The sequence below is a fragment of the Caulobacter sp. AP07 genome (genome assembly GCF_000281955.1).
Lineage (GTDB): Bacteria > Pseudomonadota > Alphaproteobacteria > Caulobacterales > Caulobacteraceae > Caulobacter.
In genome coordinates, this window is the sequence record NZ_AKKF01000068.1 from 1 (window position 1) to 12,694 (window position 12,694).

Genomic DNA, 12,694 nt, shown 5'->3' on the forward strand with positions numbered 1-12,694 from the left:
CCGGCTTCCCGCCGTTCTCGGCCGGGACCTTCACGCGCAACAACACCAGCGCCTATCTCAACGTCGAGCAGAGCCTGACGGAGAAGTGGGAGGTCGCCCTGGCCGGGCGGTTCGAACACTATTCGGACTTCGGCAACGCCAAGACCTTCAAGCTCTCCAGCCGCTACGCGGTCACGCCCTGGCTGGCGGTGCGCGGCACGGCCAGCACCGGGTTCCGGGCGCCGTCGCTGCAACAGCAGCACTACGCCTCGTCCAGCACCATCGGCGTCATCGTGCCGCCGGCCACCACCACCCAGCTCTATCCGGTGCAACTGCTGCCGCCGGACAACCCGGCCGCCATCGCCCTGGGCGCCAAGCCGCTGGAGGCCGAGAAGTCGACCAACTATTCGGTCGGCCTGGTCGCCCGCCCCCTGCCCCGGCTGAACGTCACGCTCGACGTCTATGAGATCAAGATCGACAACCGCATCCTGCAGAGCGGCACGCTGGGCCCGAACGCGGCGGTCAGCGCGGCCCTGGCCAGCCAGAACCTCAATCCCCAGCAGGCGGCGTTCTACTACGGCAATTTCGCCGACACCTCGACGCGCGGAGTCGACTTCGTCGCCGACTACCGGACCGATTTCGGCGACTTCGGCTCGGTGCGCTGGACCTTCTCGGCCAACCACAACAAGAGCAAGTTCGACCGCATCGTCTCGCCGCCGCCGGCCCTGGCGGCCGCCGGGATCGTCTATATCGACCGCGTGAAGATCGGCGACCTGACGGTCGGCACGCCCAAGGACAAGTACATCCTCGGCGCCGACTGGACCCTGGGCAAGTTCGACACCAACCTGCGCCTGACCCGCTACGGCGAGGTCATCCAGCGCACCGCCCTGGCCGCCAATGACGAGACCGTCAGCCCCAAGCTGATCGTCGACCTCGACCTCAGCTACGCGGCCACCGACAACATCACGCTCAGCGTCGGGGCCAACAACCTGCTGGACGCCTATCCCGACAGCGTCCGGGCCGCCAACCGCGGCACGCCCGCCTTCGCCTATTACAACCAGTACTCCCCCTACGGGATCAGCGGCGGCTTCTACTACGCCCGGGTCGCCGCGCGCTTCTAGGCTCTTGTTCGCCGGCCCGGGCTGCAAACCGGGCCGGCCTTTTCTCGTGGGTTGACGTGATGACCAAGGATTCCTCGAACGGCGTCAGCCGTCGTCGGCTGTTCTCGCTGGGCGGCGGGGCGATCGCCGCCACCGGCGTCGCCGCCCTGGCGCCGCCCCCGGCCGAGGCCGCCGGGAAGGCGCCGACCGACGACACGCGGTTCGCCACGGCCGTCGAAGGCACCAACATCTGCGCCAGGGTCTCGCCGGACGGCGCGACGCTTGCCTTCGACGTCTACGCCATGCTCTGGCTGATGCCCGTGGCCGGCGGCCCGGCCCGGCGGCTGACCGACGACATCTTCGAGATCGCCCAGCCCGACTGGTCGCCGGACGGCAAGAGCCTGATCTTCCAGTCCTATCGCGACGGCAATTTCCACATCTGGACGATCGGGGCCGACGGCGCCGGCCTCAGGCAGCTGACCCGCGGCGCCTTCGATTGCCGCGAGCCGCGCTATTCCCCGGACGGCCGCAGGATCGCCTTCTCGTCCGATCGCGGCGGCCGCTACGGCGTCCACGTCCTCGACCTGGCCAGCGGGGCGATCACGCCGTTCAGCAGCGGGCCGGGCGACGAGTTCGAGCCGTCCTGGTCGCCCGACGGCCAGAGCATCGCCTTCACTGTCGACAAGACGCGGATCGACGTCCAGGACGCCGCCGGCGCGCGCCGCACGGTCGGCAAGGTCAAGGCCTCGACCGACCGCTTCAACGCCGCCTCGGTGGCCAGCCCCGCCTTCACCCCGGACGGCGGCGACGTGGTCTACACGGCGATCGAGGACGGCAAGGCCGAGCTGCGCAACGCGGCCGGCGCACTGGTGCGGGGCGAGGACGTGTTTCCGTTCCGGGTGTCGTGGCTGCCGTCGGGCGAGTTCGTCTACACCGCCGACGGCAAGATCAAGCGGCGCTCCGCGACGTCAGGCGCGGCCCAGACGATCGCCTTCACCGTCACCGTGCCGGTGATCCGGCCGCGCTACGAGAAGAAGAGCCGCGACTTCCTGTCGACCCGAACCCGCCCGGTGGTCGGGATCGGCAGCCCCGCCTTGTCACCGGACGGCCGGCAGATCGTGTTCCGGGCCCTCAACGACCTCTACCTGTTGCCGGTCGGCGGCAAGGCCCAGGCCCTGACCCAGGATCGGTTCTCCAAGGTCGATCCGGCCTGGTCGCCCGACGGCAAGATCCTGGCCTATTCGACCGACAAGGGCGGCAGCCTGGACATCTGGCTGCGCGACATGGCCACCGGCCAGGCCCGGCAGCTGACCCGGTTCGACGGCGCGGCGGTGTCCGGCGCCTGGTCGCGCGACGGCAAGTCGATCGCCTTCCTCGGCCAGAACGGCGGGTTGTTCGTCGCCGACGCGGCGACGGGCGAGACCCGGCGCCTCTACGCCGACATCTGGGAACCGGGCAAGCCCAGCTGGGGTCCGGGCGACAAGACCATCGCCTACGCCGCCTTCAAGCCCTATTCGGCCCGGTTCCGCGAGGGGCTGAGCGAGATCCTCACCGTCGACGTCGAGACCGGCAAGGGGACCTATGCGCCGATCCTGCCGGACCGTTCGCTGGGCACGCGCGGCGACGACGGCCCGGCCTGGTCGCCGGACGGAACCCGCCTGGCCTTCGTGTTCGCCAGCCGCCTGCACGTCGCCCCGGTGGACGCGACCGGCAAGCTGACGGCTCCGCCGCGCGCGATCAATGACGAGGTGACCGACGCCGTCAGCTGGAGCGGAGACGGCAAGACGCTGCTCTACCTGTCGGCCGGGGAGCTGAAGCTGATCCCGGCCGAGGGCGGCGCGCCCCGGACCGTGCCGCATGGCCTGACCTGGGCCAATGTCCGCCCCAAGGGCAAGCTGCTGGTCCAGGCCGGCCGGCTGTGGGACGGCAAGTCGCCCGAGACGCGCCCGGACGCCGACGTGCTGATCGACGGTGGCCGCATCGTCGGCGTCGGCCAGCGCGGAAGCTTCACGGCGCCCGACGCCCAGATCGTCGACGCCACCGCCGCCTCGGTCATGCCCGGCCTGATCGACATGCACACCCACCGCCAGATGCAGGGCTACGGCTATGGCGACCGCGAGGGTCGGCTGTGGCTGTCGCTGGGGGTGACCACCACCCGCTCGCCCGGCGGCCCGGCCTATCACACGGTCGAGGACCAGGAGGCCATCGAGTCCGGCGCGCGCCTCGGTCCACGCTATTACGCGACCGGCGAGGCCATCGACGGTTCGCGGATCTTCTACAACTTCATGCGACCGGTCACCGAGCCGGGCCAGATGGCGCTGGAGATGAAGCGGGCCGAGGCGCTGTCCTACGACCTGATCAAGACCTATGTCCGGCTGTCGGGCGAGCGCCAGAAGGAGGTGGTCGCCTGGGCCCATGCCAAGGGCCTGCCCCTGACCTCGCACTACCACTATCCGGCCCTGGGCCTGGGCATGGACGGCATGGAGCACCTGGGGGCCACCAGCCGCACCGGCTATTCGCGGACGGTCAGCGCCCTGGGCGTGACCTACCAGGACGTCACCGCCGCCTTCCTGGCCAGCCGCGCGGCCCGCACCCCGACCCTGTTCACCTCGACCGCCCTGCTGGCCGACGACCGCTCGCTGGTCGACGACCCGCGCATCCGGGCGCTGTATCCGCCGTGGGAATACGCGCGGCTGCAGGAGCGGGCCAAGCAGATGGCGGGCATGGACCGCACCACGATCCTGGCCTCGCTGCAGCGCAACGTCGCCGAGGTGGCGCGCACCGTGCGGGCCGGCGGCCGCATTGTCACCGGCACCGACTCGCCGATCGACTTCAACGCCGTCAGCCTGCACATGAACCTGCGGGCCATGGTCCGCTACGGCATGACGCCGTACGAGGCGCTGGTCACCGCCACCAGCGCCTCGGGCGAGTATCTGGACGAACCGGTCGGGGTGATCGCGCCGGGGGCCTATGCCGACCTGGTGGTGGTCGACGGCGATCCCCTGTCCCGCATCGAGGACGCCGCCAAGGTCGCCAAGGTGATCAAGCATGGCCAGGTCCACACCGTCGCCGAACTGATCGCGCCGTTCGCGGGCCAGGCCGTTCACGCGGCCCTGGACGACCGCCGCCGGTTCGTTTGCGAGGCGCCGTCCGAATACTGGTGGCACGACCCGGCCTTCCTGGCGCACGCTCGCGCCTCCTGCTGCGACGGGGCCTGTGGCTTCGCGCCGGGCATGGGCGTTCAGATCTAGCTTTCCTTTCCATTTGAGATCGCTTGGGGACGACGATGGGCATTTCGCGACGCAATTTCCTGACGGCGGTCGGTTCGGCCGGCGGCTACGGCGCGCTCTATACGACCATGATGGGGCTGGGCCTGCTGGCCGCGCCGCGGGCCTATGCCGGCGCGCCGAAGCTGCCGGCGGGCAGCGGCGCGGGCCGGTCGGTGGCCATCCTCGGCGCGGGGATCGCCGGCCTGGTGGCCGCCTACGAGCTGCGCAAGGCGGGCTACGCCGTCACGGTGCTGGAAGCCCGCGACCGGCCGGGCGGCCGGGCCTGGTCGGTGCGTTCGGGTTCGAAGATCATCCAGACCGGTCGCCCCGACCAGGTCGTCGACTGGGCCGAGGGCAAGCACGCCTATTTCAACGCCGGCCCCGCCCGCATCCCGCAATGGCACCACGCCATCCTCGGCTACTGCCAGGAGCTGGGCGTGCCGCTGGAGGTGATGGTCAACGCCAACCGTTCGGCCAAGCTGGACTTCGCCGGCCAGGTGGTCACCGAGGGCCGCGCGGTCAACGACACCCGCGGGGCCTTCACCGAACTGCTGGCCAAGGCCGTCGACAAGGGGGCGCTGGACCAGGAACTGACCGGCGTCGATAAGCAGAAGCTGCTGGGCTACCTGTCGGCCTATGGCGACCTTTCCAAGGACAACGTCTATGCCGGCTCGACCCGCGCCGGCTTCACCGCCTCGCCGGGCGGCTACGACCACCCGCCCAAGGGCGGCGACCCGCTGCGCATGGTCGACATGATGAAATCGCGGTTCTGGGGCGCCAGCCTGATCTTCGAGGAGATCATCGACATGCAGGCCACCATGCTGCAGCCGGTCGGCGGCATGGACCGGATTTCCTACGCGCTCTACGAGCAGGTCAAGCCGGCGGTGAAGTTCGAGGCCGTGGTCAAGCAACTGCGCAAGACGAAGAAGGGCGTGAGGATCGTCTATGCCGACGCCTCGGGCGAGCACGCCCTGGACGCCGACTTCTGCATCTGCACCATCCCCCTGCCCGTCCTGTCGAAGATCCCGTCCGACTTTTCGCCGCGCGTGAAACAGGCGATCGCGGCGGCCGAATACCACCACGGCACCAAGGTGGCCTGGGAGACCCGGCGGTTCTGGGAACAGGACGACTTCCAGTACGGCGGCCTGGGCTGGACCGACGAGGCCAACGAGCTGGTCTGGTACCCCAGCGGCGGCATCGGCGAGAAGACCGGCATCCTGGTCGGCGCCTATTCGATCGGCTTCTCTGGTCCCGACAGTCCGCCCAGGTACGCCGGGATGTCGTTCGACGAGCGCTTCGCCCTGTCGCGCAAGGTGATCGAGAAGTTCCATCCCGGAAAGGGCCAGGAACTGGCCAAGCCCTTCACCGTCTCGTGGATGCAGACCCCCTACAACGAGGGCGTGGCGGTGGGCTGGAAGGACGAGCAGCGCGCCACCGACTACGCCGAGCTCTGCAAGCCCGACGGCCCCTTCTATTTCGCCGGCGAGCACATGAGCTACATCAACGCCTGGCAGGAGGGCGCGGCCCTGTCGTCGCACGAGGCCATCAAGCTGATCCAGGCGCGGGTCTCGGCGGCGTAGACGGATGTGGGTCGGCGGCGGGGTCGCCACGGCCCGTCGCGACGACCGCGCGGCGCCGGGTGAGTAGCCCCCCGCGCCCGAGACCATGGTCGTAATGGACTTGGGCGCAAAGTCGCTCGATCCTCCGCGCGGGCGGCCCGCGGCGACGCGACGCCAAGGCCTTCATCCCCCGCTGGAGCCACGACCATGGAACTCGGACGCCGCGACCTCCTCCTGGCCGCCGCCACGCTCCTCGCCGCCCAGGCCGGCGGGATCGCCCGGGCGGCGGACGACCGCAAGATCGGCTACGCCATCGTCGGCCTGGGCTCCTACGGCCTCAACACCATCCTGCCGCAGTTCGCCAACTGCGAGCACAGCCAGGTGACGGCGCTGGTCAGCGGCGACCGCGCCAAGGCGCTGGCCACCGCCGCGCGCTACGGCGTGCCCGAGCGCTCGATCTATTCCTACGAGACCTTCGACCAGATCCGCGACAATCCCGACGTCGACGTCGTCTATGTCATCCTGCCCAATTCCATGCACGCCGAGTACACCATCCGCGCCGCCAAGGCCGGCAAGCACGTGATGTGCGAAAAGCCGATGGCCGTCTCCGTGGCCGAATGCGAGGCGATGATCGCCGCGTGCAAGACGGCCGGGCGCAAGCTGATGATCGGCTATCGCTGCCATTTCGAGCCGTACAACCTGGAAGCCATGCGCCTGGCCCGGGCCGGGGCCGCCGGCAAGGTGCGCTATGTCCGCTCCGAGCACGGGTTCGTGCAGCGCGATCCGTCCAAATGGCGCCTGAAGAAGGCGCTGTCGGGCGGCGGTTCGCTGATGGACATGGGCGTCTATAGCCTCCAGGCGGCGCGCTACATGACGGGCGAGGAGCCGATCGCGGTCACCGCGCGGGACTCCACCGACCGCACGGACCCGCGCTTCCACGAGGTCGAGGACATGATCGAGTGGACGCTGGAATTCCCGTCCGGGGCCATCGCCAGCTGCCTGTCGATGTACAGCGCCAACCAGAACCACATCCTGCTGATGGGCGACCAGGGGCGGATCGAGCTGGAGCCGGCGACCCGCTATGGCGGCAACCGGATGTGGACCGGCAAGGACGGCCGCGAACAGGAGGCGCCCACCCCGCCGCCCGGGCCGGGTCGAACCCAATTCGCCGGCCAGCTCGACCACATGGCGCTGAGCGTGCGCAGCGGCGCCGAACCGATCGTCTCGGGCGAGGAAGGTCTGCGCGACATGAGGATCGTCGAGGCGATCTACCGGTCCGCGCGCGAGGGGCGGACCATCAAGCTGTGACAGCGCGCGAGCTCCCGTCGCGCGGCGCGTCCCTGGCGATGGCCTCGGAGGTCACGTTTTGCACTATGTCGACATCGCGCGACGCTCGTTATCGTGGACGAGGAATCGTATCCAGCCGCGAGGACCCCCGATGCTGCGAAGCCTCTTCACCGTGATGATCGCGTCGGGAGCCCTCCAGGGCGCGAACGCTTCGGCGGAGCCCTTCTACGACGCCGCGCTCTGCAAGCCGCCCTATACGACCGCCTCCGCCACCACCCTGTACGAGGCGGCCGAAAAGCTGGCCAAGCCCGACACGTCGCTGCTGACCGCCTATGTCTACACGCTGCCCGAGGACCTCGGGCAGGACGGCTTCAAGAGCCAGGACGTGGTCTTCGCCGGCACGTCGGTCGGCGTCCTGGTCCAGGGCCTGCAAGCCGACGCGCTGGCCGCGCGCTACCACCTCGAGCGCGAGCGTTCCAGCCTGCTGGGCGCCTCCAGCAAGGGCTACGCACGGGCGCTGCCGCCCGGCCAACAGCCGCTGCCCGACGCGGGAACGGTGTCGATCATCGCCCGGGAGAGCCCGTCCCTGCCCGGCAAGACGCTCCTGGCGTGCGAGTTCGTGTCGAAGGAGGACCGGCAGGCGCTAGAGGCCTACGACAAGGCCAGGAGCCAGTAACCCGCGCGATGCGAGGCCGGAGTCGCCCCACGCCTCTTGTCCAGACCACGGCAAGCCCCAGATTTAAGTCTCCTACAGGAGATTGGCTTGAATTCACCGTTCCAGGGTCATGAGGTCGAAGCCCGGCTGCGCCCGTCCGCCGACGCCTATGCGTTCGACCTGAACCGCGCGCTCTCCTCGGTCGTCGCCCTGGAGGCGCGTGTTCCCGCCGACGCGTTCACGGCCTCGATCCTCGGCACCGAGCGCCTGGGCAACGGCGTCGTCATCGGCCCCAATGGCCTGGTGCTGACCATGGCCTATCTGGTCACCGAAGCCGGGGACGTCACCCTGACGCTCAACGACGGCCGCCGCGTCCCCGCCCATGTGCTCGGCACGGACGCGCAGACCGGCCTGGGGCTGGTCCAGGCGCTGGAGCCGCTCGACCTCCCCGTCCTGCCCCTGGGCACGTCGCGCGCCCTGACGGCCGGCAGCCCGGTCATCATCGCCGGGGCCGGCGGGCGTTCGCACGCGGCGGCGGGCCAGTTGCTCGCCCGCATGCCGTTCGCGGGCTACTGGGAATATCTGCTGGACGACGCGCTGATCACCGAACCGGCCCACCCGCACTGGAGCGGCGCGGCCCTGATCAGCCCAACGGGAGAGCTGGTGGGACTGGGCTCCCTGAGCCTGGAACGCCAGGCCCAGGGCGGGGTCCGGAAACCCATCAACATGTTCGTGCCCGTCGAACTCCTGCCGCCGATCCTGGACGACCTGGCGCGCGGAAAGGCGCCGCACCCGCCGCGTCCCTGGCTCGGCGTGTTCACGCAGGAACTGGAAGCGCATGTCGTCGTGGTCGGCGTCACGCCCGGCTCACCGGCGGCCCGCGCCGAACTTCGGGCCGGCGACATGATCCTCGCCGTGGCGGGCGCGGCCGTCTCCGACCTGGCGGGCTTCTACACCCGGATGTGGGAGCAAGGACCCGCCGGCGTGGCCATCCCGCTGCTCATCCAGCGCGAGCAGGACGTCTTCGGCCTCGAGATCCGGTCCGTGGACAGGAACACGCTCCTGAAGAAGCCCAGGTTCAACTGACGACGCCCCCTACCCCGCCTACCCCGCGAAGAACCGCGCGAAGCCCTTGTCGGTGACCCGGGCCAGGGTCGCGCGGTAGTCGTCATAATGCGCGCCGCCGGCGGCGATCCGCCCGAACGCGGCGTCGGTCACGCGGCGCAGCGGGATCAAGGCCACCGGAGCGGCGGCCGGGGTCAGGTGGCTGCCGTGGCCGGCCTGCAAGGTGGTCAGCATGCCGTACATCTCGCCGCCGATCACCGGCCGGCCCAGGATGATCAGCCGGAACTGCCCCTGTTCGTTGGTGATCAGATAGGTGTGGCCCGACTGGTTGGACAGCGACACCATCCCCTTCTGGGTGAACTCGGCGTCCTGCCGCGCCGCCTCGCGAAAGGCCAGGCTGGACGAGGCGTCGTCCCAGGCGATCTCGGTGCGATAGGCGTAGACGGCGGCGGGGTCCTCGAACGACGGGCGCAGGGTCAGGTACTCACCCTCCAGCCAGGCCACCGCCGCGCGCGAATAGGCGCCCAGCGCCTCGGGCGCCAGGCCGGCCAGCGCGACCGGGGTGGCGCGGATCGGGGCCCGCAGCGGCGCGCCCAGCGCTTCCTCCAGCCGGATGGTGGTGGCCAGGGTGAAGGGCCGGCGTCCGGCCAGGGCCTTCTCCAGGGTGGAGATGCTGATCCGGGCCTGGTCGGCCAGGTGCTGGCGCGAGATCCGGCGCCGGGCCAGCTCCTCGCGCACCCGGGCGGCGATGGCCTGGCTCTGCTCGGTCGAGAGATCGGCTTCCGGCGTCGGGGTCATTCGGGAGTCCATACGAATCCGCACATTTCCGCACACTGCGGCACGGCCCGGGCGCCTGCAAGGTCTTCGCCGGACGTCCTGCACGGACTCCGCACGAAGAATGCAAATCGTGAGGCTCGCGGCCGGCGCCCGGTGTGAAGACAAGAGAGATCTCTCGCTTTCGAGATGAGGAGATCTTCCATGTCCGTTCCTGACGTCGGCGCGCCGCGCGGCCTGTCCCGGCCCCGCGTCGCCACCCTGGCCGCCCTCGCCCTGCACCGCAGCGCGGCCGGATTGCTGCTGGTGCTGGCCGTGCTGGCCGCCCTGGTGTTCTGCCGCACCAGCTTCGCCGCCGAGCCCGGCGACGTGACCTCCGGCGCCCTGATGATGCGGGCCCATGACTCCAAGAAGGGGGGCGACGACCAGGTCGTCGAGGCGGTGCGGTTGGGAACCGACATCGACATGACCGTCAGCGGCCTGACCGTGCGCACCCGCGTCACCCAGGCCTTCCGCAACACCACCAACCACTGGGTGGAGGCCGTCTACGTCTATCCCCTGCCCGACGACGGCGGGGTCGACACCCTGAAGATGGTGGTCGGCAACAGGGTGATCATCGGCGAGATCAAGAAGAAGGCCGAGGCCCAGGCGATCTACGACGCCGCCAAGGCGCAAGGGAAGAAGGCCAGCCTGGTCGAGCAGAACCGCCCCAACATGTTCACCAACGCGGTCGCCAATGTCGGCCCCGGCGAGACGGTGCTGGTGCAGATCGAATACCAGGCCCCGGTCGCGGTCTCGGCCGGCGAATATTCCCTGCGCGTGCCCCTGGTCGTGGCGCCGCGCTACACCTCGCCCGGCGCCGCGCCAACCCCCGACGCCAACGCCGCGATCGTCGATCCGCGCGTCCACGCCACCGTCAATCCGGTGACCATCACCGTCCACCTGCGCGCCGGCTTCCCCCTGGCCAGCGTGACCAGCGCCACCCACGCCGTCGACGTGCGCGGCGAACGCGGCGGCAAGGTCGTCACCCTGGCCCAGGGCAAGACGCCGGCCGACCGCGACTTCGTCCTGACCTGGCGGCCCGCGCCGCTGAAGGCCCCCAGCGTCGGCCTGTTCCACGAGAAGGTGGCCGGCGGCGACTATGTCCTGGCCCAGGTGACGCCGCCGATCTCGAGCCGCACCGGCCCGCCGGCGCCCCGCGACATCGTCTTCGTGATCGACAATTCCGGCTCGATGGGCGGGGAGTCGATGCGCCAGGCCAAGGCCAGCCTCGCCTACGGCCTGGCCCACCTGAAGGCCGGCGACCGCTTCAACGTCGTGCGCTTCGACGACACCCTGACGGTGCTGTTCCCCGACACGGTCGAGGCCGACGCCGCCCACGTGGCCAAGGCTCAGAAATTCGTCGCCGGCCTCGACGCCAGCGGCGGCACCGAGATGATCCCGGCCATGACCGCCGCCCTCAAGGACGCCCGCGCCGCCGACACCGGCCGGGTGCGCCAGGTGGTGTTCCTGACCGACGGCGCGATCGGCGACGAGCAGGGCCTGTTCGACGCGATCAGCGCCGGCCGCGGCCGCTCGCGGGTGTTCATGGTCGGCATCGGCTCGGCCCCCAACACCTTCCTGATGAGCCGCGCCGCCGAACTGGGCCGGGGGACCTTCACCCACATCGGCTCGACCGACGGCGTCGAGGAGGCCATGCGCCAGCTGTTCGACAAGCTGGAAAGCCCGGTGGCCACCAATCTGGTCGCCAGCTTCGAAGGGGCCACGGCCGACATGGCGCCGGCCGTCCTGCCCGACCTCTATCGCGGCGAGCCGGTGACCGTCGCCGCCAGGCTCTCGACCATGAAGGGCGTGCTGAAGATCAGCGGCATGATCGACGGCAAGCCCTGGGAGACCCGCGTGTCGCTGAAGGACGCCGAGCCGGGCAAGGGGATCTCCAAGCTGTGGGCCCGTCGCAAGGTCACCGACGCCGAGGTCGCCCGCAGCCTGGCCCAGATCAGCGAGGAGGACGCCGACGCCCGGGTGCTGGCCCTGGGCCTGGACCACCAGCTGGTGACCAGCCAGACCAGCCTGGTGGCGGTCGACAAGACCCCGTCGCGGCCGGCCGACGCGCCCCTGGTCCGCGCCGACCTGCCGCTGAACCTGCCGGCCGGCTGGGACTTCGACCTGCTGTTCGGCGGGGCCAGGCATGGGGCGGACAAGGCCGACGCGGAAGCGGGCCAACAGGTCGCCGAGCTCGACCTGCCGCAGACCGCCACCGACGCGTCGCTGCTGATCGTGCTGGGCCTGGGTCTGATGGGGCTGGGCCTGGCCCTGGGGGCCGGCGGCTGGTTCCTGGCCAACCGGAGGAAGGCGGCGTGAGCCTGATCGGCAAGATCGCGGGGGCCGCCATGCGGCGGCTCCCGTTCCTCCTCCCGGCCGGGCTGGTCATGGCCGCCGGGCTGGCGCTCTGCGGCCAGGGCCTGTGGATCCACGCCAAGGCCGGGGTCGCCCAGGTGTTGCTGGAGCGGGCCTTCGCCCAGTCGGTGCGGACCGGCCAGCCGGTCAAGCCCTGGCCCTGGGCCGACACCTGGCCGGTGGCCAGGATCGCCTTCCCCCGCCAGGGCAAGAGCGTGATCGTCCTGGCCGGCGCCAGCGGCCAGGCCCTGGCCTTCGGTCCCGGTCATGTCGATGGAACCCCCGCCGCCGGCGATCCCGGTACGGCCGTCTACGCCGCCCATCGCGACACCCATTTCGCCCTGTTGGGCCAGGTGAAGACCGGCGACGCCATCGAGATCACCCGCATCGACGGCCACGAAGCCCGCTTCGAGGTGGTCGGCGCGTGGGTGGTGCGCTGGGACGCCTCGGGCATTGACCCCCACGCCCCGGGCCGGAACCTGGCCCTGGCGACCTGCTGGCCGCTGGACGCCAAGACCCACGGTCCCTTGCGCTACCTCGTCTGGGCCAAGCCGTTGAAGGCCTGATTCAGGAGTTTCACCACGCCAGGGGGCGTGGACAGTTGGTCGC

At 70.4% G+C, this 12,694-nt stretch carries 9 protein-coding genes; 8 read left to right on the plus strand and 1 reads right to left on the minus strand.

Features of this window, described 5'->3' with window-relative positions:
- The 6 genes from PMI01_RS04925 to PMI01_RS04950 all read left to right on the plus strand — a co-directional run.
- Nucleotides 1-1,100 (plus strand): TonB-dependent receptor domain-containing protein (locus PMI01_RS04925; RefSeq protein ID WP_007663987.1); only part of this gene is annotated, 1,100 nt, incomplete at its 5' end.
- Nucleotides 1,101-1,159: 59 nt separating this feature from the next.
- Complete coding sequence (locus PMI01_RS04930; protein WP_007663989.1) at nucleotides 1,160-4,330, plus strand: amidohydrolase family protein; 3,171 nt, start codon at nucleotides 1,160-1,162, stop codon at nucleotides 4,328-4,330.
- A 35-nt stretch (nucleotides 4,331-4,365) separates the two neighbouring features.
- Nucleotides 4,366-5,928: a flavin monoamine oxidase family protein gene (locus PMI01_RS04935; RefSeq protein ID WP_007663991.1), complete on the plus strand. Its 1,563-nt coding sequence runs from the start codon at nucleotides 4,366-4,368 to the stop codon at nucleotides 5,926-5,928.
- 186 nt (nucleotides 5,929-6,114) lie between these two features.
- Nucleotides 6,115-7,215 carry a Gfo/Idh/MocA family protein gene (locus PMI01_RS04940; RefSeq protein ID WP_007663993.1) on the plus strand — a complete coding sequence of 367 codons (1,101 nt, stop codon included), beginning with the start codon at nucleotides 6,115-6,117 and terminating at the stop codon, nucleotides 7,213-7,215.
- A 130-nt stretch (nucleotides 7,216-7,345) separates the two neighbouring features.
- Complete coding sequence (locus PMI01_RS04945) at nucleotides 7,346-7,870, plus strand: hypothetical protein (protein WP_007663995.1); 525 nt, start codon at nucleotides 7,346-7,348, stop codon at nucleotides 7,868-7,870.
- Nucleotides 7,871-7,957: 87 nt separating this feature from the next.
- Complete coding sequence (locus PMI01_RS04950) at nucleotides 7,958-8,935, plus strand: S1C family serine protease (RefSeq protein WP_007663997.1); 978 nt, start codon at nucleotides 7,958-7,960, stop codon at nucleotides 8,933-8,935.
- 18 nt (nucleotides 8,936-8,953) lie between these two features.
- On the opposite strand, the gene PMI01_RS04955 is transcribed toward PMI01_RS04950, so the two are convergent.
- Nucleotides 8,954-9,712, minus strand: a complete 759-nt coding sequence (locus PMI01_RS04955) for a helix-turn-helix domain-containing protein (RefSeq protein ID WP_007663999.1) — start codon at nucleotides 9,710-9,712, stop codon at nucleotides 8,954-8,956.
- A gap of 180 nt (nucleotides 9,713-9,892) precedes the next feature.
- On the opposite strand from PMI01_RS04955, the gene PMI01_RS04960 reads away from it, so the two are divergent.
- Together PMI01_RS04960 and PMI01_RS04965 are read left to right on the plus strand one after the other, a co-directional pair.
- Entirely contained in the window at nucleotides 9,893-12,049 is a 2,157-nt protein-coding gene (locus PMI01_RS04960) for a marine proteobacterial sortase target protein (protein ID WP_007664001.1), read from the plus strand.
- Entirely contained in the window at nucleotides 12,046-12,651 is a 606-nt protein-coding gene (locus PMI01_RS04965; protein ID WP_007664003.1) for a class GN sortase, read from the plus strand. The genes PMI01_RS04960 and PMI01_RS04965 overlap by 4 nt, the downstream gene beginning before the upstream one ends.
- The last annotated feature ends 43 nt before the right edge of the window (nucleotides 12,652-12,694 follow it).